Annotated in this window: 26 protein-coding genes; 22 read left to right on the top strand and 4 right to left on the bottom strand. The window is 64.1% G+C overall.

The features are described from left to right. Nucleotide 1 precedes the first annotated feature (1 nt). From NKJ57_RS02235 to motA, 4 genes are read right to left on the bottom strand one after another with little or no spacing between them, the layout of a single operon-like run. Nucleotides 2-1,018 (bottom strand): flagellar motor switch protein FliG, encoded by a 1,017-nt coding sequence (locus NKJ57_RS02235; protein WP_023728370.1) that lies wholly within the window; start codon nt 1,016-1,018, stop codon nt 2-4. 44 nt (nt 1,019-1,062) lie between these two features. Then, a complete protein-coding gene (gene fliN, locus NKJ57_RS02230) occupies nt 1,063-1,452 on the bottom strand; it encodes a flagellar motor switch protein FliN (protein WP_023725153.1) in 390 nt (129 codons plus the stop codon). 33 nt (nt 1,453-1,485) lie between these two features. Next, entirely contained in the window at nt 1,486-2,418 is a 933-nt protein-coding gene (locus NKJ57_RS02225) for a FliM/FliN family flagellar motor switch protein (protein WP_352510417.1), read from the bottom strand. Nucleotides 2,419-2,453: 35 nt separating this feature from the next. Next, nucleotides 2,454-3,329: a flagellar motor stator protein MotA gene (gene motA / locus NKJ57_RS02220; RefSeq protein WP_023671751.1), complete on the bottom strand. Its 876-nt coding sequence runs from the start codon at nt 3,327-3,329 to the stop codon at nt 2,454-2,456. 144 nt (nt 3,330-3,473) lie between these two features. Between motA and NKJ57_RS02215 the strand changes: the two genes are divergently transcribed. The 22 genes from NKJ57_RS02215 (at nt 3,474) to NKJ57_RS02110 (ending at nt 24,063) form a co-directional block, all read left to right on the top strand. Next, nucleotides 3,474-5,285 carry a DUF1217 domain-containing protein gene (locus NKJ57_RS02215; protein WP_352510416.1) on the top strand — a complete coding sequence of 604 codons (1,812 nt, stop codon included), beginning with the start codon at nt 3,474-3,476 and terminating at the stop codon, nt 5,283-5,285. 7 nt (nt 5,286-5,292) lie between these two features. After that, nucleotides 5,293-6,018 (top strand): flagellar basal-body rod protein FlgF, encoded by a 726-nt coding sequence (flgF, locus tag NKJ57_RS02210; RefSeq protein ID WP_023671749.1) that lies wholly within the window; start codon nt 5,293-5,295, stop codon nt 6,016-6,018. Nucleotides 6,019-6,022: 4 nt separating this feature from the next. After that, nucleotides 6,023-7,444 carry a flagellar protein export ATPase FliI gene (fliI, locus tag NKJ57_RS02205; RefSeq protein WP_352510415.1) on the top strand — a complete coding sequence of 474 codons (1,422 nt, stop codon included), beginning with the start codon at nt 6,023-6,025 and terminating at the stop codon, nt 7,442-7,444. Further along, nucleotides 7,431-8,297, top strand: a complete 867-nt coding sequence (locus NKJ57_RS02200; protein WP_352510414.1) for a hypothetical protein — start codon at nt 7,431-7,433, stop codon at nt 8,295-8,297. The genes fliI and NKJ57_RS02200 overlap by 14 nt, the downstream gene beginning before the upstream one ends. A gap of 85 nt (nt 8,298-8,382) precedes the next feature. Next, nucleotides 8,383-8,763, top strand: a complete 381-nt coding sequence (flgB, locus tag NKJ57_RS02195; RefSeq protein ID WP_023683310.1) for a flagellar basal body rod protein FlgB — start codon at nt 8,383-8,385, stop codon at nt 8,761-8,763. Nucleotides 8,764-8,765: 2 nt separating this feature from the next. Beyond that, on the top strand, nt 8,766-9,182 hold the full coding sequence (gene flgC / locus NKJ57_RS02190) for a flagellar basal body rod protein FlgC (RefSeq protein ID WP_023686341.1): 417 nt from the start codon (nt 8,766-8,768) through the stop codon (nt 9,180-9,182). Then, nucleotides 9,182-9,517 carry a flagellar hook-basal body complex protein FliE gene (gene fliE, locus NKJ57_RS02185; protein WP_023701074.1) on the top strand — a complete coding sequence of 112 codons (336 nt, stop codon included), beginning with the start codon at nt 9,182-9,184 and terminating at the stop codon, nt 9,515-9,517. The genes flgC and fliE overlap by 1 nt, the downstream gene beginning before the upstream one ends. A gap of 11 nt (nt 9,518-9,528) precedes the next feature. Further along, nucleotides 9,529-10,317: a flagellar basal-body rod protein FlgG gene (gene flgG / locus NKJ57_RS02180; protein WP_023686343.1), complete on the top strand. Its 789-nt coding sequence runs from the start codon at nt 9,529-9,531 to the stop codon at nt 10,315-10,317. Nucleotides 10,318-10,323: 6 nt separating this feature from the next. Further along, nucleotides 10,324-10,851, top strand: coding sequence for a flagellar basal body P-ring formation chaperone FlgA (gene flgA, locus NKJ57_RS02175; protein WP_352510413.1), 528 nt, complete (start codon nt 10,324-10,326; stop codon nt 10,849-10,851). Beyond that, nucleotides 10,848-12,089: a flagellar basal body P-ring protein FlgI gene (locus tag NKJ57_RS02170; RefSeq protein WP_023673652.1), complete on the top strand. Its 1,242-nt coding sequence runs from the start codon at nt 10,848-10,850 to the stop codon at nt 12,087-12,089. Before flgA ends, NKJ57_RS02170 begins: the two co-directional genes overlap by 4 nt. A gap of 3 nt (nt 12,090-12,092) precedes the next feature. Continuing rightward, a complete protein-coding gene (locus tag NKJ57_RS02165; RefSeq protein WP_352510412.1) occupies nt 12,093-12,674 on the top strand; it encodes a MotE family protein in 582 nt (193 codons plus the stop codon). Beyond that, nucleotides 12,671-13,375 (top strand): flagellar basal body L-ring protein FlgH, encoded by a 705-nt coding sequence (gene flgH / locus NKJ57_RS02160; protein WP_352510411.1) that lies wholly within the window; start codon nt 12,671-12,673, stop codon nt 13,373-13,375. The genes NKJ57_RS02165 and flgH overlap by 4 nt, the downstream gene beginning before the upstream one ends. 17 nt (nt 13,376-13,392) lie before the next feature. After that, nucleotides 13,393-13,893 (top strand): flagellar basal body-associated FliL family protein, encoded by a 501-nt coding sequence (locus tag NKJ57_RS02155; protein ID WP_023673655.1) that lies wholly within the window; start codon nt 13,393-13,395, stop codon nt 13,891-13,893. Then, on the top strand, nt 13,890-14,621 hold the full coding sequence (gene fliP, locus NKJ57_RS02150) for a flagellar type III secretion system pore protein FliP (RefSeq protein ID WP_023686348.1): 732 nt from the start codon (nt 13,890-13,892) through the stop codon (nt 14,619-14,621). The genes NKJ57_RS02155 and fliP overlap by 4 nt, the downstream gene beginning before the upstream one ends. A gap of 210 nt (nt 14,622-14,831) precedes the next feature. After that, the gene (locus tag NKJ57_RS02145; protein ID WP_023683303.1) at nt 14,832-15,716 is read left to right on the top strand and encodes a flagellin N-terminal helical domain-containing protein; all 885 of its coding nucleotides are present in this window, start codon (nt 14,832-14,834) and stop codon (nt 15,714-15,716) included. A gap of 281 nt (nt 15,717-15,997) precedes the next feature. Beyond that, nucleotides 15,998-16,882, top strand: coding sequence for a flagellin N-terminal helical domain-containing protein (locus NKJ57_RS02140; RefSeq protein ID WP_023683302.1), 885 nt, complete (start codon nt 15,998-16,000; stop codon nt 16,880-16,882). A 191-nt stretch (nt 16,883-17,073) separates the two neighbouring features. Then, on the top strand, nt 17,074-18,714 hold the full coding sequence (gene fliF, locus NKJ57_RS02135; protein WP_352510410.1) for a flagellar basal-body MS-ring/collar protein FliF: 1,641 nt from the start codon (nt 17,074-17,076) through the stop codon (nt 18,712-18,714). Nucleotides 18,715-18,717: 3 nt separating this feature from the next. Continuing rightward, a complete protein-coding gene (locus NKJ57_RS02130; RefSeq protein WP_352499083.1) occupies nt 18,718-19,344 on the top strand; it encodes a hypothetical protein in 627 nt (208 codons plus the stop codon). Nucleotides 19,345-19,375: 31 nt separating this feature from the next. Continuing rightward, the gene (locus tag NKJ57_RS02125; RefSeq protein WP_352510409.1) at nt 19,376-20,734 is read left to right on the top strand and encodes a MotB family protein; all 1,359 of its coding nucleotides are present in this window, start codon (nt 19,376-19,378) and stop codon (nt 20,732-20,734) included. Further along, nucleotides 20,731-22,161 carry a MotC family chemotaxis protein gene (locus tag NKJ57_RS02120; protein WP_352510408.1) on the top strand — a complete coding sequence of 477 codons (1,431 nt, stop codon included), beginning with the start codon at nt 20,731-20,733 and terminating at the stop codon, nt 22,159-22,161. The genes NKJ57_RS02125 and NKJ57_RS02120 overlap by 4 nt, the downstream gene beginning before the upstream one ends. Next, nucleotides 22,158-23,543: a flagellar hook-length control protein FliK gene (gene fliK, locus NKJ57_RS02115; protein ID WP_352510407.1), complete on the top strand. Its 1,386-nt coding sequence runs from the start codon at nt 22,158-22,160 to the stop codon at nt 23,541-23,543. Before NKJ57_RS02120 ends, fliK begins: the two co-directional genes overlap by 4 nt. Continuing rightward, the gene (locus tag NKJ57_RS02110) at nt 23,476-24,063 is read left to right on the top strand and encodes a transglycosylase SLT domain-containing protein (RefSeq protein WP_373432824.1); all 588 of its coding nucleotides are present in this window, start codon (nt 23,476-23,478) and stop codon (nt 24,061-24,063) included. Before fliK ends, NKJ57_RS02110 begins: the two co-directional genes overlap by 68 nt. The last annotated feature ends 7 nt before the right edge of the window (nt 24,064-24,070 follow it).

The following is a 24,070-nucleotide window of genomic DNA, read 5'->3' as shown; positions in this document are numbered from 1 at the left end:
GTTAAGCCGCTTCGCTCTGCTGCGATGAGGGCAGTTCGAAAGCCCCCTCGCGCGAAAGCCGGATTGTCGCCACCGCGATGTTCTTGCGCGCCGTCATGATGTCGGCAAGCTGAATGCCTTCCGAGCCCTGTCCGAGCTCGGACTCGATCATGCGCCGCGACCGTGCGCCGATCGCCGAGAGCGCCGATTCCGTCAATGCGGGTGGTGCACCGCGCAGCGCCAGCGTAATCAGTTCGGTCGACAGCCCGTCGAACAGAAGCACCCGCGCCTTCTGCGTCAAAAGCGGCAGATCGTCGAAGGCAAACAACCTGGAGCGGACACCGCCGAGGTCCGGCGTGCCGGCCTCTTCCAGATCCTGCATGACCTCTTCCAACTGAGGCTTGTCCATCTCGTTGAGCATACTGGCGACGCGCGCCTGTCCCGCCGAGATGTCCTTGGTCGCTGTCTGCGCCAGCACGCTGGCGCGCAGCTGGTTCTCGATGATCCTGGTCGCCGCGTCCGGAATGGTCGCCATCGTCACCATGCGCTTGATGATCTGGCTGCGCATCGGCTTTTCCATCGTCAGCAGAATGTTGGCGGCGGCCTGCGGCGCAAGCTTCGACAGCACCATGGCCGCGGTCTGGGGATGCTCGGCGGCAAGGAACGTGCCCAGACGCGTCGGCTCGAGCTTTTCCAGCTCCGGCCAGATCGGCGGTGGTCCTTCCGGCGCAACCTCGAAGCGCTTGTCGCCCATGATGGCGCTCATCTCTTCGGGCGACAGCGATTCATTGAGGATCGTGTCCATCCGGTCGGCGGAATCGAGCAGGCCCGCACCTTCGGTGAACTCGGCCTCGAATTCGGCAACGATGCGTTCGAGGTCGCTTTGCGGAATGGTGCGCAGCAGCCGCGCCCCTTCGATCAGTGCCTTCAGTTCTTCTTGCTTGAAGAATTTCAGCAGCCGGCTGGCCGAAGGCTTGCCCATCGCCACCAGGATGGCGGCGGCCTTTTGCGGGCGCGTGAGCGTCACCGGCGTCGTCATGGCATAAGCTCCGATCGCTGCTGAGACCGCATGTCGTCTAATCCTCAGGCGCTCTTGGCGGCAGCGATGATTTCGGTCAACCTGATGCCAAAGCGCGACGGATCGCTTTCCAGCACGGTGATTTCGCCGCGCGCGATCTTGCGGCCGTTGACCACGACATCGACCGGTTCGCCGATGCGCCGGTTGAGCGCCACCGTCGAGCCCTTCTGCAGCGCCATCAGGTCCGACACCGACATTTCCGTGCTGCCGAGGATGATCTGCACATCGACGGGGATGCTCATGATGATGTTCGAATTGGCGCCGGACGTGGCAGCCCGCAAGGCGGCGTCGGGGCGCTTTTCCTCCTCCTGGAGGACACCGCGCAATTCCTCGATGGCGCGGTCGAGCTGTTCGTCCGGCTGGTCGATATTGGCTTCCACCTTGGTCTTGGCCATCACTCGTCTCCAGATGCTTGGGCTTGCCCGGCGTCAGCCCGGCATGAGCCCATCGATAAAATCCTGACCGGCATCGTAAGGATGCCTGATCCGGACGGTGTAGTTCTGCCCGAGTTTACCGAACTCGCAGACAAACAGCGTCTTGTCGCGCGCGCTCAGCTTGGCTTGGGACTGCGCCGTCTCCTCGAGCTCGATGATCTGGCCCGGCTCGAAGCCGGCGAGGTCGCCGAGCGTCAGGCGGGCCAGCGGCATGGTCGCTTCGAGCGTCACCGTCGAGCGCATCACTTCTTCGGAAAAACGTGCCCGCCAGTCGGAGGTCGTGCCTTCGCTGTCGTGGACATCGGCGATACCGCGTGTGGCCAGCAGGATGCGCTGCGGGATCATCACCGTGACCGTTCCGCTGTCGGTCGGCGTCGAGATGCCGAAGACGATGCGCACCGCCGCGCCATCGCGCAGCACGCGACGCTTGGCTTCGCTGCCCGAAAGCGCCCGCGGCACCGGCAGCCGCAGCTCGAGCGAGCGCCGGCCTGATCCGTTCAACGCCTGCGCAACTTCCTGGAAGACCGTGGTCGCGACATCGGTCTCGATCTGCGACAGAGCGCGCTCGATCGGCGAAACCGGCTGATCCGGATCGCCGCCGAACAGCGCGCACACCATCACGGCGATGGCCGGCGCATCAGCCACCAGCGTCATCGCATCCGAAGACGTCGGCGATGCTATGATGGCCATGGCAAAGGCATCGCCGGCATTCGTGCGGGCATCGGGAACACGGCTGATCTCGACCGCGCGCAGGTCGACGGTGACCGGTGCGCCGAGCTCGCCGGCTAGGCTGTTCTGCAGCAGCGGCAGCGCGCGCTCCCCCATCGAGCGCCCGGTGCCGATGACATGAGCGGCCTCACCGCTGTCACCGACCAGACGCTCGATGATCAGCGAGCGGGCTTGCGAGGGGCTGCCAGGACTTGTCATGACGGCGTGCGGTCCTGTCTGTCGTCATGCATGGCTCAAGCCGCTTTCTTCTCGGCGGAAGCTGTGTTCATCGTGCTTTGCTCGACGGCATCGATCGTCGGCCGCTCATAGGACGAGATGGTCTTGCGACCGAACTCGATGGCCACCTGCGGCAGAGCGCCGTTCATGTAGGCAAGCAGCGTCTGCTTGACGATGATATAGAGGCGATTCTTCTTCTCGCGCACCGTCTTGATCTTGGTGGCAACCGGTCCGACCACCGCATAAGACAGGAAGATGCCGAGGAAGGTTCCGACAAGGGCGGCGCCGATCAGGCCGCCGAGGATTTCGGGCGACTGGTCGAGCGCGCCCATCGCCTTGACCACGCCGAGCACGGCGGCGACGATGCCGAGCGCCGGCAGACCATCGCCCACCGCCACCAGCGCGTGGTAAGCCTTCATCTTGTCGGACTTGATGGTCTGGATTTCCTCGTCCATCAGCGCCTCGATCTCATGCGAGCGGGCATTGCCGATGATGATGATGCGGCAGTAGTCGCAGATGAAATTCGTCAGATCGTGATTCTTGAGCACGGTCGGGAATGCCTGGAAGATCGCCGATTCCTCCGGATTGTCGATATGTGCCTCGACCTCGCTGCGCGACTTCGAGCGCAGTTCGCGCATCAGGCTGTGCAGCACGCCCAGCGTCTCCAGATAGTCGCGCTCCTTCGGCACCGCCTGCTTGAACGCTTCGAGGATACCCCTGCCGGTGTCCTTGACCGTCTTCATCGGGTTGGCGACGAGAAAGGTTCCAAGTGCGGCGCCACAGATGACCACCGCTTCCCAAGGCTGCATCAGCACATGCAGATGGCCGCCCATCGCCATGAAGCCGCCGAGAACACAGCCGAGCGTCACCACAAGTCCGATCAGAATGCCCACGCCAGATCCTTCCGCATCACGTCAGGCCTAACCGATAGCCCCCGTGCCTTGTGTGAGGCTTGAATCATGCAAGGTGAAGCGATTCAGCCTCGCGCAAGCAAGTCCGCATAGTCTTGCTTTTGAAGCTGCGACCGGAGGCATGTCGTGTTGAGCACTTTTACCAGCTACCAGCTCATCGCCAGGGACATCCCCAAGGCGATCGACCGCATCGAGGCGGAGCCGATCACCAAGCGCGACACCGACTACTATCTCGCCAACATCGGCAGCGTGAAATCGATCGACGATTTCGTCAAGAACGACCGGCTGTTCAAATATGCCATGAAAGCCTTCGGTCTCGGCGACATGGCTTACGCCAAGGCCTTCATGGTCAAAGCGCTGAAGGAAGGGGTGTCGGATTCCGACAGCTTCGCCAACAAACTGAGCGACAAGCGTTATGCCGAGTTCGTGTCGGCCTTCAATTTCGCCGCACTTGGCGCTAATGCCACGAGCTACAATTCGGCACAGCAGGGCGTGACCAACAATTACGGCCTCCAGGTCTCGGTCGGCCCTTCGCAGAACGGCTTCACCTACTACAAGGGCGAAACCTCGTACTACCTGAGCAACATCTCCAACGTAAAATCGATCGACGACCTGATGGGCAACGATCGCCTGCTCACCTATGCGATGGCCGCGTTCGGCCTGGACGCCGACGCCGAGCCGGCTGCGACCGTGCGGGCCATGCTGGAAGGCGGCGTCACCGACCCGAACAGCCCCGCGAACACGTCGACAAACAAGGGCTATGCGGCTTTCGTCGCGGCTTTCGACTTTGCCCAATATGGCGACCAGGCTACGGCGCGCGACGCCGTCCAGCAGGCGGTGCCGAAGGCTGTGATCGGCGGAACCGGACTGTTGCTCGTCAAGCCGACCGCGCAATACATCAAGGGCGAGGCCGACTACTACGCAGCCAACATCTCCAAGGTGAAGTCCATCGAAGACCTGCTGAAGGACAAGCGCCTGCTGACCTTCGCCATGGCTGCCTATGGGCTTGATGCATCGACCCAGACGACGAAGCAGATCCGCACCATGGTCAATGGCGGCGTCACCGATCCGTTGAGTCCCGCCAACCTGTTGACCGACAAGAGCTACGCCAACTTCGTCAGCGCCTTTGATTTTGCCCAGTATGGCGATCAGACGACCACGCACGACGCGGTGCTGAAGACCACGCCGAAGCTCTACACGACCGAGTCCAGTCTTGGCCTCATCAAGCCGAATGCGGACGCCGTCCAGGCCGAGACCAGCTACTACCTCGCCAACATCACCAAGGTGAAATCGGTCGACGACCTGATGGCCGACAGCCGCCTTTATAACTATGCTCTGTCCGCAAGCGGGCTCGATCCGGCGACCACCAACAAGGATCTCGTCCGTGATGTCCTTGAGGGCGGTGTCCGTGAGCCCGCCAGTGTCGCCAACAAGCTCTCCAACAAGGCCTATGCCAGGCTCGCCACCTCGTTGAATTTCGAGGCCTACGGCGAAGCGGCAACGACCCGCAGCCCGTCGCAGCAGCCGGTGGTCGACAAATACATGCGCCAGACCCTGGAAGAAGACGCCGGCAAGACCAATGAGGGCGTGCGGTTGGCGCTCTATTTCGAGCGCAAGGCCTCGACCATCACCAACTGGTACGACGTGCTGGCCGACACGGCCCTGACCAGCGTGGTACGCACCGCCATCGGCCTGCCCGATTCCTTCGCTGCCGCAGATATCGACAAGCAGGCGCAGGCCTTCGAGGCAAAGCTCGACCTCACCGATTTCACCGACCCGGCCAAGCTCGAGAAATTCCTCACCCGCTTCACCAGCCTTTGGGAAATCAATCATCCGACCTCGACCGCCCAGACATCGATCGGTGTGCTGTTTGCGCAGCCGACCACCGTCGGCATCTCGACCGATCTGATGATGGCCATGCAGAAACTGAGATTCTGAGAACACCATGCAGGACAGCCTTTACGTCGCCCTTTCCTCGCAGATCGCGCTTGAGCGCCGTCTCGACACCATCGCCGATAATGTCGCCAACGCCTCGACCATCGGCTTTCGCGCCACCGGCGTGAAGTTCGAGGATGTCGTCTCCGGCAGCGGCCCCAAATCGGTGTCCTTCGCCTCCTCCGGCAAGACCTATTTGTCCGGCGCGCATGGCGCGATGACGCAGACCGGCAACCCGTTCGACTTCGCCGTCCAGGGCGATGCCTGGTTCGGCATCGACACCCCGGCCGGCACCGTGATGACGCGCGACGGACGTTTTTCGATGAACGAGAACGGCGAGTTGATGTCGCTCGAGGGCCATCCGGTGCTGGATGCCGGCGGCGCGCCGATCCAGCTTGACCCGCGCGACGGTCCGCCCAAGGCGGGCGCCGATGGCTCGCTGCGCCAAGGCGACAAGCTTGTCGGCGCCATCGGCCTGTTCAATTTCGACCCCGGTCCGAACTTCGTCCGCTACGGCAATTCTGGCATCGTGCCCGCGCGTGCGCCGGAGCCGGTCACCGACCGTTCCGATCTCGGCGTCGCGCAAGGCTATGTCGAGGAATCCAATGTCAATCCGGTGCTCGAAATGACGCGCCTGATCATGGTCCAGCGCGCCTTCGAGAACACCGCCGCGCTGATGCGCCAGACCGACGCCTCGACCGACGACGCCATCAAGACGCTCGGCTCCAAGTCGTAGCAGCATGTCGAGCAGCAAATCATCGATACGCGCGCTTGAACGGCAACCGGAGACAGCACCGGAAAACCGGCTGGCTGCGCTGGAGCGGATCTGGCGCCGCTTCGATGACACCGAGACGTTGCTGCGGCGCGGCGGCCGTGTTTCGGAGGTTTCGCCAACGCATTACAAGGTGCGCGGCCTGTCTGAAGTCGCCAGGCTTGGCGACCTCGTCGAACAGCGCGGCAATGCCGGCACGCGCCGCGGCGAGATCGTCAGGATCGGCCGCGACGAAGTCGTCATCGCCCCTTTCGAACGCAGCGCCGACGCCGGCATCGGCGACGCCGTGTTTCGCCGCGGCCCGCTGACGGTAACGCCGCATGCTTCGTGGCGCGGGCGCGCCATCGACGCGCTGACCCGCGTCATCGACGGCGGCCCGCCGCTGACCAGGATCGGCGAGGCTGCGAGCGGCGACGGCACAACGCCCGGCGCCATGGCGCGGCAGCGCGTCGGCACCGCCTTCACGACCGGGGTCAAGGTGATCGACATCTTCACGCCGCTCTGCCTCGGCCAGCGCCTCGGCGTCTTTGCCGGTTCCGGCGTCGGCAAGTCGACGCTGCTCGCTATGCTGGCCGGCGCCGACGCCTTCGACACCGTGGTCGTGGCGCTGATCGGCGAGCGCGGCCGCGAGGTACGCGAATTCCTCGAAGACACGATCGGCGCAGAGAGCATGGCCAAGACGGTCGCCGTCGTCGCTACCAGCGACGAGAGCGCCATGATGCGCCGGCGCGCGCCGGATACCGCCATGCGCGTTGCCGAACATTTTCGCGACCAGGGCCATCGCGTGCTGCTGGTGCTGGATTCGATTACCCGCTTTGCCCATGCGCTGCGCGAGGTAGCGACCGGCACCGGCGAGCCGCCGGTCGCCCGCGGCTATCCCGCTTCGGTTTTCACCGATCTGCCTAAGCTGCTCGAACGCGCTGGCCCGGGCGCTGAAGGCCCCGGTATCAAAGGACAGGGATCAATCACTGCCATCATCTCGGTGCTGGTCGACGGCGACGACCACAACGACCCGGTCGCCGATTCGGTACGCGGCATCCTCGACGGCCATGTCGTGCTCGACCGCGCCATTGCCGAACAGGGCCGCTACCCCCCGGTCAATCCGCTGTCGTCGATCTCGCGCCTCGCCGACAAGGCATGGAGCCCCGAGCAACGCATGCTGGTGACCAGGCTGAAATCGATGATCTCGCGCTTCGAGGACACCCGCGACATCCGCCTGCTCGGTGCCTATCAGGGCGGCGCCGACGCCGAGCTCGATATTGCCGTGCGCCAGGTGCCGCTGATCTACGAGGCGCTGACGCAGTCGCCCAGGGATCGCGCCTCGAGCGACGCATTCTCCGACCTCGCCCGTCATCTGAAAGGCAAGCAAAGTGTCGATGCAGGAGACTGAGCTTCAGTACACCGAGCGGCTTTTGCGCGAGATGATCGCAGAGGCCAGTGCCGCCGAGGAAGCCCGGGCCAACGAAGCGAGAGCTGTCAGGGCAAAGGCCGATCTCGACAAGGTCGCCAAGGCTGAGGCCATTCTGGCCAGGGCCGCCAGGCCAGTCTTGCCCAGGGTAGCCAGCGTAGTCGAGTCCACTGTGCCTCGCTTGGCCGAGCCTGCCTTGCCCAGCGTCGTCAAGCCTGAATTGCCAAGGGCCCCTCGCGCCGGCCCCAAAGAAGCGATCGAGACCAGTCGTGACTCGCTTCTCGACGGGCTGTTCCCGGTCACCGAATGGCCGCAGCCGACAAGGCCGCAATATCCCAGGCTCGACAAGAAATCCGACCGCCGCAGTGATATCGTCTTTGCCGCGCTCGGCATCACGCTCGGCCTGATCTGCGCGCTGTTTCCCTGGTATATCTTCTTCAATCAGGACCAGTTCGGCGTGCAGGCGATCAAGTTCGGCGGCAGCGGCACCAATGCAGGGCGGGTCAGCGGCGGCTCGCAGATGGAGAACAGCGGTCAGCCGCTGACGGCAAACGATGTTCCCGATGTCGACCTGTTCGCCACCGGCACGCTGCAGGACCCCGAGGACAAGACCCGGCCTCCCGGCGTCGACGAGCAGCCCTTCCCGGCGGACGCCAAATTTCGCATGGTTCATGTCGCCAATGGCCGCGCCATGATCGAGGACGATGCCGGCCTGTGGATCGTCCAGCGCGGGTCGAAGCTGCCAGACTCCAGCGTCGTCTCGTCGATCGAGCAACGCAGCGGCAAGTGGGTCATGGTCACCAGCACCGACCAGGTGATCGAACTCTCCAAATAGCGGCACACCGGGTTACCCCCCGGCTCGCGCAAGGTCCGCGCAAGACTGGCAGCCTAGTCTTGTTCGTACCAGCCCGGAGATCCCCATGGAGCCCGTCAATCTTTTCGATCTCGCCGCCAAACAGTCGCAATGGCTGTCGGTGCGCCAGTCCGCCATTGCCGGCAACATCGCCAACGTCAACACGCCCGGCTACACCGCCGGCGATGTCGAGCCGTTCGAGAAGGTGCTCGACCGCACGGCAGTGTCGCTGACCGCCACCCAGGCAGGCCACCTCGGCACTGCCGCCACCAATGCCGGCTTCACGGTCAAGCCAGAAGAGACGACCGGCGCCATCATGCCCTCGAAGAACACGGTAGTGGTCGAGAACGAACTGATGAAGGCCGGCGAGGTCCGCCGCTCGTTTGAACTCAACACGGCGATCGTCAAGGCCTTCCATTCGATGATGATGATGGCGGTGAAGAGCTGACCATGGACGCCTTGACCTCAGCTCTCAAGATCGCCGCGTCCGGCCTCAGCGCCCAGTCGGACCGCTTGCGCGTGGTGTCGGAAAACCTTGCCAACGCGCAGTCGACCGGCAACACGCCGGGCGCCGACCCCTATCGCCGCAAGACCATCAGTTTCGTCTCGGAACTCGACCGTGCCTCGGGTGGCACGACGGTTGAGGTCAACTCGATCGACCGCGACCCCAGCGACTTTCCCGTCGAGTTCCAGCCCGGTAACGAGGCCGCCGACGACAAGGGCTACGTCAAGATGCCCAATGTCAACGTGCTGGTCGAGATGGCCGACATGAGCGAAGCCAACCGCTCCTACGAAGCCAACCTTCAGGTCATCAAGCAGGCGCGTGATCTGATCTCCATGACCATCGACCTGATGAGGAACCAGTAATGATCAGCGGCATTGGCGGTATCGGATCGCTTCCCCTCAAGCCGGAGATCGGTGGCGCCGATACCACGACCGACCTGTTCCAGGGCACCAGGGCGCCGATGGCCGGCAGCGAAATCGGCGCCACCTTCGCCGAAGCGCTGAGCCAGGCTGCTTCAAAGACCGTCAACACCTTGCAGAACGCCGAGCAGGTCTCGATCCAGGCGCTCAAGGGCGACGCCGATACCCGTCAGGTCGTCGACGCCGTCATGAGCGCCCAGCAGGCCCTGCAGACCACGATCGCCATCCGCGACAAGGTCGTCTCCGCCTATCTCGAAATCAGCCGTATGGGCATCTGAGGAGACTTGCCGTGAAAGCACTCGCCATCGCAGCGACCGGCATGAATGCCCAGCAGACCAATCTGGAAGTGATCGCCAACAACATCGCCAACATCAACACCACCGGCTACAAGCGCGCGCGCGCCGAATTCTCCGACCTGCTCTACCAGGTCGACCGCACGCAGGGCGTGCCCAACCGCTCCAATTCATCGCTGGTGCCGGAAGGCGTGTCGATTGGCCTTGGCGTCAAGACGACGGCGGTGCGCAACGTCCATACCCAGGGCGAACTGACCTCGACCGGCAACAGTTTCGACATGGCGCTGACCGGCCGCGGCTGGTTCCAGATCGAGGGCGCCGACGGCGGCACACTCTACAGCCGCGCCGGCGCCTTCAACACCAACGCCACCGGCCAGCTGGTGACCGTCGACGGCGCCAATGTCATCCCGGCCATCACCGTGCCGACCGATGCCATCGAAGTTGTCGTCAACAAGACCGGCCAGGTCTTTGCCCGCATCGACGGCCAGACCGACCTCCAGCTGCTGGGCCAGCTGCAGCTCGCCAACTTCGCCAATGAAGCAGGCCTCGCGCCGCTCGGCGACAATCTGTTCCAGGAGACGCCGGCCTCCGGCCCGGCCAATGTCGGCGTGCCCGGCGATCCCGGCTTCGCCTCGGTCGAGCAGGGTTATCTCGAGGCCTCCAACGTCGATCCGGTCAAGGAAATCACCGAGCTGATCTCGGCGCAGCGCGCCTATGAGATGAACTCCAAGGTCATCCAGGCCGCCGACGACATGGCCTCCGTCGTGTCCAAGAACATCAGGTAAGATTTGATGGTCTCTCCGGCCTTCCGCTCCGCGCTTTGCCGCACCGCGCTGATCCTGGCGCTGGTGGCCGGCGGTGTGCCGGCGTTTGCCCAGGAGAGCGCAGACCAGCAGACCACCACTCAGGTCGCGAGCAGTCAGGCAACCGGCGAGATCGTTCTGATCCCCAACCGGGTCATTTATCCCGGCGAGATGATCGACACCGGCGTGCTGAAATCGGTGACGCTGCTCCCCGGCAAGCACAGGCCAGATGCGGTCGCCACGCGGGCCATGGAACTCCAGGGCAAGGTCGCCAAGCGCACGCTGCTGCCCGGCCGCTATATCCCGGTCGCCGCCATCCGCGACGCCTGGCTGGTCGAACAGGGCGCCGACGTGCAGGTCTATTTCATCGCCGGCGACCTCACCATTTCGGCCACGGCGGTGTCGCTGCAGCCGGGTGCCGCCGGCGATTTGATAAAGGTCCGCAACACAGACAGCGGCAAGATCTTTTCCGGCACGGTGATGGCTGACGGCACCATCCGGGTCAGCGCGTCATGAGACGCGGAGCTGCCCTTCTGCTCGCGGCCGTTGTCGGCCTGCAGCCGGCGCTGGCCGACGGTCTTACGCCGAAGCAAAAGCGCGATCTTGCCGGCCAGAATGGCGGCGCCTTTGTCGATCCCGAATACGATCCGGCCACCACCAACCGCATGTTCAGGGTCTCCAACGGCCCAAGCTCTCTGCCACCCGGCCAGGTCGCATCGCGCATCAAGGACATTGCGCAGCTGCAGGCTTCGCGCGACAACCAGCTCGTCGGCTACGGCCTCGTCATCGGCCTCGCCGGATCGGGCGACAGCCTGCGCAATTCGCCCTTCACCGAACAGTCGATCCGCGCCATGCTCGAAAATCTCGGCATCGCCACCGAAGGTGGCAGCGCGCGGGCCAAGAACGTCGCCGCCGTCATCGTCACCGCCAACATGCCGCCTTACGTGCAGTCGGGCGCCCGCATCGACATCGACGTCTCCTCCATGGGCGACGCCACATCGCTTGCCGGCGGCACGCTGATAATGACGCCACTGAAGGCGGCCGATGGCGAGATCTATGCTGTCGGGCAAGGCTCGGTCATCGTTTCCGGCTTCACCGCCCAGGGCGATGCCGAAAAGCTGACGCAGGGCGTGCCGACGGCCGGCCGCGTGCCCAACGGCGCCATCGTCGAGCGCACTGTGCGCGCCGAATTCGAGGACCAGGCGCTGCTCACCTTGCAATTGCGCAACCCCGATTTCTCCACTGCCGTTCGCATCGCCGACGCCATCAACGGCTACACCTCGCAACGCTTCGGCATGCGCGTGGCGGCGGAGCGCGATGCACGTACCGTGCAGATCAGGCGGCCGAAGAATGTTTCGGCGGCGCGCTTCTACGCCGAGATCGAGAATTTGGTGGTCGAGACCGACACGCCGGCACGCGTCGTCATCGACGAACGCACCGGCACCATCGTCATCGGCAACGAGGTCAAGATCTCGCGGGTGGCGATCAGCCACGGCACGCTCACCGTGCGCATCACCGAACAGCCGAAGATCGTCCAGCCGGAACCGTTCTCCAAGGGCGTGACAGCGGAGGAACCCTTCACCACCATCGATGCCACGCGGCCTGACGCCCGCGTCAATGTGCTCGACGGACCGAACCTCGAAACGCTGGTGTCGGGCCTCAACCGTCTCGGCGTCAAGCCGGACGGCATCATTGCCATTTTGCAAGGCATCAAGTCGGCCGGCGCTTTGCAGGCCGATCTGGTTCTCCAATAGGCCATGCCGATGATCGATTTCTTTTCCCAAAAGCAGCACCGCCGCAGCGCAGCCTTGGCAGCTTGCGTCATCGCCGCCACCGTCCTTGCCGGCGGCACTGTCCGCGCGGAAGAAGCGGTGCGGCAGGTTCTGCTTGGCGGGCAACAGCCAGCGGCAGTGCAGCAGCTGGTCCGCGAGAAGGTGCCCGATGAAAGCGAGATCCAGCGCTTCTGCTCCAACATCGCCGACGCCGCCCGCGACCGCCGCTACGCGCTGCAGGCCGAAGAGCTGAAGCAGCTGCAGGCCGGCATCGACCTGCGCATGAAGGCGCTGGACGACAAGCGCGCCGAATACGAGCAATGGCTGAAGCGGCGTGAAGTCTTCCTGGCCCGCGCCGAGGATGGCGTCGTCAAGATCTATGCCGGCATGAAACCGGATGCCGCGGCCGAGCGCCTGGCCATGGTCAACGCCGATCTCGCCGCCGCCATCCTGATGAAACTCGATTCGCGCAAAGCCGGCGTCATTCTCAACGAGATGGACCAGAAGGCAGCGGCCACACTCACCGGCATCATGGCCAGCGCGGCCCGAAGGGTAGATCCGTCATGAAGTCGCATATTCTCGCCCTGGTCGCCACGGCTTCACTTGCCGGATGCGCCTCCGACCCCAGGGAGATCGGCAGGGAGCCGGCGCTGTCGCCGGTCGGCACCGGCATTACCGGCAGCGTCAATTCGCCCTACTCCTATCCCGAAACGCCAGCCGCGCCGGTGAAGAAATTCTCGCTGTGGGACGACCGCCAGAGCCGGCTGTTCACCGACCCGCGCGCGCTGCGCGACGGCGACATCCTGACCGTCAGGATCAAGCTCAACGACAAGGCCAACTTCAAGAACCAGAACGATCGCAGCCGCACCGCCGGGCGCAAGCTCGGCTATGACGTCAACCTCGGATGGGAAGGTGCCACCACCAGCGGCAAGGGCGACGCGGGGCTGAGCTCCACCACCGAAACCAATGCGGACGGCGAAATCAAGCGCTCGGAGAACCTCGAGCTCAACGTCGCCGCCGTCGTCACCGAAGTCCTGCCCAACGGCAATCTGATGATCCGGGGCTCACAGGAGGTGCGCGTCAATTACGAGCTCAGAGTGCTGACCATCGCCGGCATGGTGCGTCCATCCGATATCGGCGCTGAAAACACCATCTCTTATGAACGCATCGCCGAGGCGCGCATCTCCTATGGCGGCCGCGGCCGCGTCAGCGAAATCCAGCAGCCCGCTTACGGTCAGCAGATCCTCGACCAAGTCCTCCCCTTTTAGGACTGGAGAACGGCGCCGTGGCAAATGTCGAACAGGTTCAGCAAAAAAAGGGCCCGTCGCTTGTCATCCAGCTTGCGATGCTGCTGGCGGTGACGGGCGCCGCGATCGGCATGGGCTGGATGTCCGGCGGCTATCTGAAGGGCGTCGGGGGACCGGTGCCTGTGCCCGCCGCACCGGAGAACCAGTCCAATGCCGAGCAACCGAGCAAGGCGGCCGAACATGCTCCCGGCACCGGGCCGACGCTTGTCCAGCTGGCGCCGATCACCACCAATCTGGCTTCGCCTGCTGACACCTGGATAAGGCTGGAAGCGTCGGTGGTCTACGATGCGCCGCAGCCGCCGGAACTTACCGAAAGCATTCACCAGGACCTGCTTGCCATGGTCCGCACCCTGAAGATGCATCAGATCGAAGGCGCCAGCGGCTACCAGCATTTGAAAGCCGACCTCGAGGAGCGCGCCGCAATCCGCAGCGGTGGCCATGCCAAACAGGTTCTGATCAGGACATTGCTGCTCGAATGAGAAAACTCGTCCTCGCCGCCGCGATCGTCGTCGCCGCCACCTCTGTCGCCGCCGCCCAGCAGCTCGATCTCGGCGGCATCGGCAAGGCCGACGGCGCCACCGTCGGCTATATCATCCAGATGTTCGGTCTGATCACCGTGCTGTCGGTGGCGCCGGGCCTGTTGATCATGGTGACGAGCTTCACCCGCTTCGTCATCGCCTTCTCGATCCTGCGCGCCGGCATCGGCCTGCAGTCGACGCCGGCCAATCTGATCCTGATCTCGCTGTCGCTGTTCATGACCTTCTACGTCATGGCGCCGACCTTCGACCAGGCCTGGAACACCGGCGTCAAGCCGCTGATGGACAACCAGATCAGCCAGACCGAGGCGTTCGAAAAGATTTCGGACCCGTTCCGCACCTTCATGCTGCACAATGTCCGCGACAAGGACTTCGACCTGTTCGCCGATCTCGCCCGCGAACGCGGCCAGGTCGTTGCCAGGGACACCGTCGACCTGCGCATCCTGGTGCCGGCCTTCATGATCTCCGAAATCCGCCGCGGCTTCGAGATCGGCTTCCTGATCGTGCTGCCGTTCCTCGTCATCGACCTGATCGTCGCCACCATCACCATGGCCATGGGCATGATGATGCTGCCGCCGACCGTCGTTTCGCTGCCCTTCAAGATCCTGTTCTTCGTCCTCATCGACGGCTGGAACCTGCTTGTCGGCAGCCTGGTGCGCTCCTTCACCTGACCGTCCGCGCGCCCTTGGCGCCTTGCTAAAATTTTATGCAATATATTTCCGGTTAACCGTCCCGTTTAGTCCTTTGGTAGGGACTTGCCCGCATATTGCTCGCAGATGGCGGGTGATCGGGTCTCACGATCATTGGCATGATGCCGCTCCGTCATACCGGAAAAGCCGGTATGTCAAAAACACCCTGTAAAAATCAAGGTACGAGTAGCCATGTCCAGTATCATGACGAACGCCTCGGCGCTGACCGCGCTGCAGAGCCTGAACAACACCAACAAATCCCTCGAGCAGACGCAGGCCCGCATCTCGACCGGCTACCGCGTTGCCACCGCTTCCGACAACGCCGCTTACTGGTCGATCGCGACCTCGATGAAGTCCGACAACAAGGCCAACTCGGCCGTGCAGGACGCCCTCGGCCTCGGCGCCGGCAAGGTTGACACCGCCTACACCGCCATCAACGACGTCAAGGACCAGGTCGACCTGATCAAGACCAAGCTGGTCACTGCCCGTAGCGCCTCGAAGGAAGACCAGCAGAAGATCGCGACCGAAATCAACGCCATCCAGGCGCAGATCAAGTCCTCGGTCGCCAACGCCAACTTCGCCGGCTCGAACCTGCTGCAGAACGACGCTGCCGCTGCGTCCGACCTGAAGATCGTTGCGGCTTACAACCGTACCGGCGCGACTGTCACCATCGACACCATCGACGTCAAGGCTGCCGATACGCAGGTTCTCGATGTCGCCGGCACGGGCGGCATCGTCGGCGGCCTGCTCGCCGCTGCCTTCTTCGACCCGAGCACCACGGCGGTTACCCCCGCCGCCATCGACACCGCGCTCGGCACTGTTGAAACCGCGCTTGCCAAGCTGTCCACCGGCGCTGCCTCGCTCGGCGCCGCCAAGTCGCGCATTGACACCCAGAAGAGCTTCCTGTCGAACCTGTCGGACTCGATCGACAAGGGCGTCGGCGCTCTGGTCGACGCCGACATGAACAAGGAATCGACCCGTCTGCAGGCCCTCCAGGTCCAGCAGCAGCTCGGCATCCAGGCGCTGTCGATCGCCAACGGCAACTCGCAGTCGATCCTGTCGCTCTTCCGCGGCTGATCTCTCGACATTCCGACTGACACCATCCGTCGGGCCGCGCCAACAGCGCGGCCCGATTTCTTTTTGCGGCTGTTGATTTTCTTGCTAAATGGCTGCCGATTTTTGCTCTTGGCCAGCGCCCTGAATGGCTTGGTTTAACAGGCCGTTAACCATATCCCGGTAGTCATGGTTAACCATTCTATGGCGGGCAGACCATACGGTCGATGGGCTTATGCCTACCCCCTTGATGAAGTTGATCCGGCGTGTTCGGGACACGCCAGTGTTGAAAAGGGGTAAATATCTTGGCTAGCATCATGACGAACGCTTCGGCTCTGACCGCGCTGCAGAGCCTGAACAACACCAACAAGCAGCTTGAAACCACCCAGTCACGCATTTCGACCGGCTACCGCGTCGCCACCGCCAGCGACAACGCCGCCTACTGGTCGATCGCCACCACGATGAAGTCCGACAACAAGGCGCTTTCGGCCGTTCAGGACGCGCTTGGCCTCGGCGCCGGCAAGGTCGACACCGCCTACACCGCCATCACCGACATCAAGGACCAGGTCGACCTGATCAAGGCCAAGCTGGTCACTGCACGCAGCGCCAGCAAGGACGACCAGCAGAAGATCGCGACCGAAATCAAGGCCATCCAGGACCAGATCAAGTCGTCGGTCACCAACGCCTCCTATGCCGGCTCGAACCTGCTGCAGAACGACGCTGCTGCGACCTCCGACCTGAAGATCGTCGCGTCCTATAACCGCACCGGCACGACCGTCGCCATCGACACCATCGACGTCAAGGCGGCCGACACGCAGGTCCTCGATCTTCCCGGCACCGGCGGCATCGTCGGCGCTCTGCTGGCGACGACCTTCTTCGATCCCAGCACCACCCAGGTCCTTCCGGCAGCCATCGACACCGCACTTGGCGCCGTTGAAACGGCGCTTGCCAAGCTGTCCACAGGCGCTGCCTATCTCGGCGCCGCCAAGTCGCGCATCGACACCCAGAAGAGCTTCCTGTCGAACCTGTCGGACTCGATCGACAAGGGCGTCGGCGCGCTGGTCGATGCCGACATGAACAAGGAATCGACGCGGCTGCAGGCACTCCAGGTCCAGCAGCAGCTCGGCATCCAGTCGCTGTCGATCGCCAACGGCAACTCGCAGTCGATCCTGGCGCTGTTCAAGCAGTAAGCCTGACCCGGCTTTCTCTTCCTTGAATAGGGGCCGCGCCAACAGCGCGGCCCTTTCCTGTATGGGTGTGTTTTGACGCATGTCGTTGACCCGGAACCGCTGCACACTTCCGGGCGACATGCTCTATCATCTTCGCACAAGCTTCGCGGTCTAGTGTTCCCACGGAATATCATGCTGGGAGCGCTTGAATCGTGCCGCAACAGATCCAGAGCATCATCTCGAATCTCAGGGCATTTGGCGTCAGGCGCCTTGCCATGCTGGCCGGCATTGCCGCATTGGTGATGGCCGTCATCGGCATCGGCTCGGTCTATCTCAACCGCCCGGCCTATGAGACGCTCTATGTCGGGCTCGATCGCTCCGACGTGAACCAGATCGGCCTGGTGCTCGGCGAAGCCGGCATCGGCTTCGACGTCGGCTCCGACGGCACCTCCGTGCTGGTGCCGGCCGGCACAACCGCGCAGGCGCGCATGCTGCTTGCCGAAAAGGGCCTGCCGACCAGCGCCAATGCCGGCTACGAACTGTTCGACAATGTCGGTTCTCTCGGGCTGACCTCCTTCATGCAGCAGATCACCCGCGTGCGCGCGCTGGAAGGCGAGATCGCCCGCACCATCCAGTCGATATCCGGCATCAAGGCCGCCCGCGTTCACATCGTCATGTCCGAGCGCGCCAATTTCCGCCGCGACGAACAGCAACCCTCCGCCTCGGTGGTCATCCGCTATTCCGGCATCGACGCCGAAAAGAGCGCCATGTCGATCCGCCATCTCGTCGCCGCCGCCGTGCCGGGCCTGTCGGCCGACAAGGTTACCGTGCTCGATTCCAACGGCAACCTTCTCGCCGCCGGCGACGATCCCTCCAACACAAGTGCTGCCCGCACGCTCGGGGTCGAGCAGACCGTCGAGGCGCAGATCGGCGACAACATCCGCCGCGCGCTGACGCCTTATCTCGGCCCCGACAATTTCCGCGCCAGCGTCAAAGCCGACGTCAATACCGACACCCGCCAGACCGAAGAGACAATCTTCGATCCGGAGTCGCGCGTGGAGCGTTCCGTGCAGTCGGTGCGCGCCAACGAAAACAGCAATCAGAGGCAGGCCTCGACCCCGGCCAGCGTCGAGCAGAACCTGCCCGAGACCCAGGCGACCAGCACCGATGGTCCGCAGACGTCATCGGCGAACGACCGCAAGGAGGAGATCACCAATTACGAGATCAACTCCAAGAAGATCGCCACAGTCTCGAACGGCTATTCCGTTACCAAGATGTCGATCGCCGTCGTCGTCAATCAGCAGCGGCTGATGACCATCGTCGGCAAGGACGCAACGCCCGAGCAGATCGCCAAGCGCGTTGCCGACATCCAGAAGATGGTGGCCTCGGCCACCGGCTTCGACGACAAGCGCGGCGATATCATCGATGTCTCGGCGGTCGAGTTCATCGACGGGCTCGACGGCGAGGCGGTCGAGCAGCCGGGCATAATGGCGTCGATCGGAACCCATGCCGGTACGATGATCAATGCCGGCGCGTTCATCGTCGTGGTGTTCCTGGTCGCCTTCTTCGGCCTGAGGCCAATGGCCACCGCGCTGAGCGCGCGGCCGACGCCGGCACTTGCCGGTCCGAGCTTCGACGACGTCCAGCGTTCACTGCCAACACCCGAAGCCGCCAGGGCCGAACCGGCGCCGGCTGCCTTGCCCGGCAGCCGCCCCGGCCCGACTCCACTCGATGATCTTCGCCAGAAGATCAGGCCGGCGCCACAGGAGCGGCTTGCCCGCATGGTCGACATCAATGAGGAGCGCACCGCGCAGATCCTGCGCAAATGGGCGGCCCAGGAAGCAGCGGTATAGACCATGGCCTCGGCAGCGCTTTTCGACCTTTTGCCGGATTTCGGCGCACGCAGCCAGCGTGCCGGCCAGCCCTCGCTCGCGGCCATGGCCGAGCCAAGGCCGGAGACGTCGGCGCCGCAGGCCGACATCGGCGCGCTGATCGCCGAAGCGGTCATCGATGCCGAAGCCGCCCTTGAAGCCCGCCTTGCCATCGCCCACCAGGCAGCGCTCGAGGCGCAGAGCCAAGCCAACGCCGATGAAGCAAAGGCCTTTCTGGAAAGTTTCGGCGGCGATCTCGGCGCGGTAGTCACTGCCCGTATCGAGATCATGGAGGCGAAGGTCAGCGACCTCGTCGGCGCCACCATTGCGCGCATCATTGGCGGCCTCGTCAGCGACGATCTGCAGAAGCGTTCGCTGGAAGCCCTTGCCGGCACGATCCGCGAAGCGGTCGGCGACAGCGAGGCGGTGCGCATCGCCGTGCGCGGGCCGCTGTCATTGTTCGAGACGCTGAAGGCTTCGCTCGGCCCACGCGCGGCCAATCTCGATTTCGTCGAGGCACCCGGCTTCGACCTTACCGTCGCCATTGACGAGGCGGTGTTCGAAACCCGCATTGCCGAATGGTCGGCCGCCTTGTCCGAGGCCCTATCATGAGCGAGGGCCCTCCTATGAACGAGTGGACGTCATGAGCGTTGCCGACGCCGCTGAGCCGAGGCACGAGATCATCATCGTGCGGCGCAATCACGACGACCACGACGACGCCCACCACGGCGGCGTCTGGAAGATTGCTTTTGCCGATTTCATGACTGCCATGATGTGCTTCTTCCTCGTCATGTGGCTGATCAACGCCGCCAACGAGCAGACCAAGGCCGCCGTTGCCAGCTATTTCAACCCGGTCAAGCTGGTCGATCGCAACGCCAGCCGCAAGGGCCTTGAAGACCTCGGCGATGGTCCGAGCAAGGTCGGGCTGACGGCCGACGACCCGCGGGACAAGACCAGCAAGGCCGGACAGGACGGCATCGGCGGCGCCGGTACTTCCGACAAGAAGCAATCGAAGGAATCGGCGCCGAAGACCGATCTTTCCGACGAGCATCTGTTTGCCGATCCCTATGCGGTGCTGTCGGAAATCGCCACCGACACCGGCGTCATGCAAAATGTCAGCGAGAAGGGCGATGGCGGCGCGCAGGCGTCCGGCCCGGCTACCGGCGCATCCGGCGGCCAATCCTACCGCGACCCGTTCGCGCCGGATTTCTGGTCGCAGCAGGTGGCTGCACCAGGCGCCGAAGCCACCGCCGAACGCACCAAGATCGAAGGCGATCCGCTGAAGCCGGGTGCCAAGGCGGCACAGACGCAAGTGGCGGAAGTGAAGGCCGTGCCGGCCGCGCCGCCAGTGACCGCGGCGCCGCTCGAGCCGCTGGCGAAATCCGTTTCCGATAAGCCACTGACCAAGGCTGAAGCCAAGGCAGAGGCCAAAGCAGAGGCCAAGGCTGAAGCAGCGAAGGCCCAGATTGCAAAGGCCGAAGCCGCCGAAGCACAACCCGCACCCAAACCCGAAGCCGCGGAAAAGGCGCCGACGGCCGCCACTGTTAAAGCCGCGGCGCAGGTCAAGCAGGAACTGGCCGAGGCCTTCAAGCCAGGCGACAAATTGCACGATGGCGTCTCCGTCGAAGCTACCGACAAGGGTGTCGTCATTTCGATCACGGACCAGTTCGATTTCGGCATGTTCGAGATCGGATCGGCGGTGCCTAGGCGTGAACTGGTGCTGGCGATGGAAAAGATCGGCCGCATCGTCAACGAGCAGAAAGGCACGATCAGCATCAACGGCCACACCGATGCGCGGCCGTTCCGCAGCGACACTTACGACAATTGGCGGCTGTCCACGGCGCGCGCCCATTCCGCCTACTACATGCTGGTGCGCGGCGGCGTCGACGAGCGCCGCATCACCGAGGTCGCCGGCTTCGCCGATCGCGAGCCGAAAATTGCAGCCGACCCGATGGCGGCCGCGAACCGCCGCATCGAAATCCTGATGGCGACCGACGGATGAGGCGCGCCGCCATCATCGGCCGCGCCGTCGGGCTGCTGCTGCTGAGCGCTGTCCATCCGCCATCGGCCTTCGCCGAGGACGGCTTGCAGCCCTATCAGCTGGTGCGCTCGCTGCAGCTTGTGCAGGACCGCATCGCCGCCGGCGATCACGCCGCGCTGCCGATGCAGGCCAAGCTGCTCGAAATGGCCGACACAAGGCTGCGCGCGGCGGACGCAGATGATTTCAGCGACCCGAAGAATTTTCGTGCCTTGCTGGTCTATGGCATGAGTGGCGGCAACCCCGTCACCGTCGAGGCGGCGGTGTCGCGCGCCAAGACCGACCCGCAAAGCCTGACCATCGCCAAGGGCATTGTCGATTATCTGAACGGCCGGCCGGCGGCTGCGATCGAGGCGCTGAAGCCGATCGATCCGATGACCCTGCCCCCCGATCTCGGTGCCTTTCTGGCGCTGGTCAAGGGCTCGCTTCTCGCCACCAAGCAACCGGTCAGCGCGCTTGCGCTGCTCGACGATGCTCGCCTGCTCAGCCCCGGCACGCTGGTCGAGGAAGCAGCGCTGCGCCGCTCGGTCGGCATCGCCGCCGCGCAAGGCGACGGTGCGCGTTTCGCGCTTGCCTCAACCCAGTATGTCGAAGACTACCTCTATTCGCCCTATGCCAGCCAGTTCGCCGACGCATTCGTCTCCGGCGTCATCACGCTGCACATGGCAATCAGCCAGGACAAGCTCGCCGACATCACCGCAATGATGGATCCCGAGCGCGAGAAGGTGATCTATCTGCGCATCGCCCGCCGCGCCGCGATCGACGGCTTTGCCGATCTCTCCGCCTTCGCCTCGGCCAGGGCTGAACGGGGCCGCGACGGCATCCACAATCAGGACGATCCGCGCGCCCAGCTCTATTCCAGCCTGTCCACGGTGACGTCCGGCACCATCGGCGAGGTCCGCGCCAAGCTGGACAAGATCGATCGCAACCAGCTTTCGCAAAGCGACCGCGACCTGCTCGATGCCGCGCAGGCCGTGGCCGATGAAGTCATCGCCCCGCCGGCGCCGTTGCCTGCCGAAAAGCCCGCACCTGCCGCGGCCAGGCAGGAGCCGGTCAAGACCGCGGCAGTGGAAAAACCCGACGAGCCAGAGCTGCCGCCGGTCGAAGGCGCGATGCCGGAACAGCCAGCCGTCACAACATCGAGTGAACCGGCAGCAACCGACCGACCGAAGGCGGCAAGTGAACCGGCCGCGCAGGCACCAAGCACGCCAGAGGCAAAGGCGGCGGAAACGCCTGCAGTCGCCTCCGCCAGCGATGCGGCTCCGGTCGTGCCGGCATCGGCGCCGGCCCCCGCCGCCGTAGAGCCAGCCGATCCCACCGACGCCGCCATGGCGAGGACGCGTCGCCAGCTCGATTTGATCGACCAGATGCTTGGAGCAGCCCCGAAATGACCACCAATGTTGGCCAGGCCCTGCCGGCTCCCGCGCACGCCGGATCGAAGCAGTCGGCCTCAAACGCCAAGGGCGGCGACAAAAGTTTCGGCGACATGGTGCGCGGCGACGACGATGCGCCGACACCGATAGGGCAGGGAGCAATTGAGGCCGCATCGCACGAGCCGCATTGGGCCAAACGCAGCCCTGCCGGTCCCGGCAAAAGCGAAATCCCACACACCCAGTCTGGCAAAACGGGGACGAAATCCGCTGCCGGCAAGGCCGCAAAAGAACATGCCGATAGTGGCCCGGACAAACCATCCAAGGACGCTGAGGTGGCCGGACGAGACGCGGATGCAGGATCGCTGCAGGATCATTTGCCACTGGTGCTGGCGCTGCACGATATCAGGCATTTCTCAACGGTCCGGACAAGCGGGAACGGCATCGCGACGAATGGACAGGCTGGGCAACCGGCGCCCGCTGGCGAGGCCATTTCTGCACAGACGTCGCCTCAGAAGAAACACCGCGCAGCGTCCGGCATTGACAACAGACTCGACACGACGACGCGATCGGAACGGGCCAAGCCCGGTACCAGCGTTTCCGCACAGGATCAGGGGCAAAAGCTGCCCGCGATCGGGCTCCAGTCCGGCAAACTGCCGCACCAGGATGGTCCGACGCCTCCTCTACCGGCGGACCAGACGGCAAGCGACGTTTCGGCACCCGAGGCAAAACGGTCCGCGCCGTCGGCGAAGTCCGTCGATGGAGCCCATTCCGCGGCATCGTCCACACAGGGAAAACAGCCGCCATTCGCTGCGCGCGTCGACATTGTCGCCGAGCAGAGTTTCCCGGCCCCGGCGCAAAGCCCGATGAACCAGACGACTTCGGCGCTTATCGACGCGCTGGCTTCGGACAACGGCCTGCGGCAAGCGGTTTCGACGCCGTCGACGACCGCCCAGACGGCCGGTTCTGTTGCCGTTCCGACACATATATTGAAGATCGAGCTTCACCCGGCAGAGCTCGGCATGGTAACCGCCAGTCTGAGGCTTTCCGGAGAACAACTTTCGATAGAATTGAAGCCCGAAACCCATGAGGCTTACCGCCGTCTCGCCACCGACAGCGACGCCATCGTGAAGTCGTTGCGCGGGCTCGGCTTCGATGTCGACAAGGTCACCATCCTGCAACCCTCGATAGCGATCCACGCAGCGGCCCGCAGCGATGCAGCGAACTCGCAGCCAATGCCGCAAGGCCGCGACCAGTCCGCTTTTCAGCCCGGAAACTCGAGCGGCAACAATACGGGTTCGGGCGGCCACCAGTCGGGAAGAAACCGCAATGACGATGCCCAGGAATTCGGCCGCGCTGGCGCGCCTGCTCGCGAGCGTGCTGGCGACGATATGTTTATCTAGCCTCGCCACCAAGCCGGCCACCGCCGCCACCAACCCTTGCGAGCCCGAGATCTTGCGTGCCGCCGATCGCTATGGCGTGCCGGCCGGCATCCTCTATGCGGTCGGACTGACCGAGACCGGCAAGAAGGGAAGCCTGCAGCCTAATGCGTTGAATATAGAGGGGAAAGCGGTATTTCCAAGGAACCGCACCGAGGCCCTGGCCGCCTTCGAAGCAGCCCGGCGCGAGGGCAAGACACTCATCGATCTCGGCTGCATGCAGATCAACCATCACTATCACGCCGCGCATTTCCGCAGCGTCGACGACATGCTGGACCCGCGCCAGAATGTCGACTATGCCGCGCGCTTCCTGGCCAGCCTGCATGCGCGTCATGTCAGCTGGTCGATGGCCGTCGCCCGCTACCACGCCGGCCCCGACAATGATCCCGCGCAGAAATTCTATGTCTGCCGCGTCATCGCCAATATGGTCGCCACCGGCTTCGGCAAATGGACCCCGAACGCCCGCAACTTCTGCAACCATTAGGTGAATC

Source organism: Mesorhizobium sp. M0077 (assembly GCF_040322955.1).
GTDB lineage: Bacteria > Pseudomonadota > Alphaproteobacteria > Rhizobiales > Rhizobiaceae > Mesorhizobium.
This window is presented reverse-complemented; position numbering and strand designations above follow the sequence as displayed.

Excerpts from the sequence above, each read along its gene's own strand:
- flgH (WP_352510411.1), top strand. The coding sequence starts at position 12,671 with ATGAAGTCGCATATTCTCGCCCTGGTCGCCACGGCTTCACTTGCCGGA.
- flgF (WP_023671749.1), top strand. The coding sequence starts at position 5,293 with ATGCAGGACAGCCTTTACGTCGCCCTTTCCTCGCAGATCGCGCTTGAG.
- fliK (WP_352510407.1), top strand. The coding sequence starts at position 22,158 with ATGACCACCAATGTTGGCCAGGCCCTGCCGGCTCCCGCGCACGCCGGA.
- flgA (WP_352510413.1), top strand. The coding sequence starts at position 10,324 with ATGGTCTCTCCGGCCTTCCGCTCCGCGCTTTGCCGCACCGCGCTGATC.
- NKJ57_RS02125 (WP_352510409.1), top strand. The coding sequence starts at position 19,376 with ATGAGCGTTGCCGACGCCGCTGAGCCGAGGCACGAGATCATCATCGTG.
- flgB (WP_023683310.1), top strand. The coding sequence starts at position 8,383 with ATGGAGCCCGTCAATCTTTTCGATCTCGCCGCCAAACAGTCGCAATGG.
- NKJ57_RS02225 (WP_352510417.1), bottom strand. The coding sequence starts at position 2,418 with ATGACAAGTCCTGGCAGCCCCTCGCAAGCCCGCTCGCTGATCATCGAG.
- NKJ57_RS02165 (WP_352510412.1), top strand. The coding sequence starts at position 12,093 with ATGCCGATGATCGATTTCTTTTCCCAAAAGCAGCACCGCCGCAGCGCA.
- NKJ57_RS02235 (WP_023728370.1), bottom strand. The coding sequence starts at position 1,018 with ATGACGACGCCGGTGACGCTCACGCGCCCGCAAAAGGCCGCCGCCATC.
- flgC (WP_023686341.1), top strand. The coding sequence starts at position 8,766 with ATGGACGCCTTGACCTCAGCTCTCAAGATCGCCGCGTCCGGCCTCAGC.
- NKJ57_RS02200 (WP_352510414.1), top strand. The coding sequence starts at position 7,431 with ATGCAGGAGACTGAGCTTCAGTACACCGAGCGGCTTTTGCGCGAGATG.
- NKJ57_RS02110 (WP_373432824.1), top strand. The coding sequence starts at position 23,476 with ATGCCCAGGAATTCGGCCGCGCTGGCGCGCCTGCTCGCGAGCGTGCTG.
- NKJ57_RS02170 (WP_023673652.1), top strand. The coding sequence starts at position 10,848 with ATGAGACGCGGAGCTGCCCTTCTGCTCGCGGCCGTTGTCGGCCTGCAG.
- NKJ57_RS02120 (WP_352510408.1), top strand. The coding sequence starts at position 20,731 with ATGAGGCGCGCCGCCATCATCGGCCGCGCCGTCGGGCTGCTGCTGCTG.
- fliE (WP_023701074.1), top strand. The coding sequence starts at position 9,182 with ATGATCAGCGGCATTGGCGGTATCGGATCGCTTCCCCTCAAGCCGGAG.
- fliN (WP_023725153.1), bottom strand. The coding sequence starts at position 1,452 with ATGGCCAAGACCAAGGTGGAAGCCAATATCGACCAGCCGGACGAACAG.
- fliI (WP_352510415.1), top strand. The coding sequence starts at position 6,023 with ATGTCGAGCAGCAAATCATCGATACGCGCGCTTGAACGGCAACCGGAG.
- NKJ57_RS02130 (WP_352499083.1), top strand. The coding sequence starts at position 18,718 with ATGGCCTCGGCAGCGCTTTTCGACCTTTTGCCGGATTTCGGCGCACGC.
- fliP (WP_023686348.1), top strand. The coding sequence starts at position 13,890 with ATGAGAAAACTCGTCCTCGCCGCCGCGATCGTCGTCGCCGCCACCTCT.
- NKJ57_RS02145 (WP_023683303.1), top strand. The coding sequence starts at position 14,832 with ATGTCCAGTATCATGACGAACGCCTCGGCGCTGACCGCGCTGCAGAGC.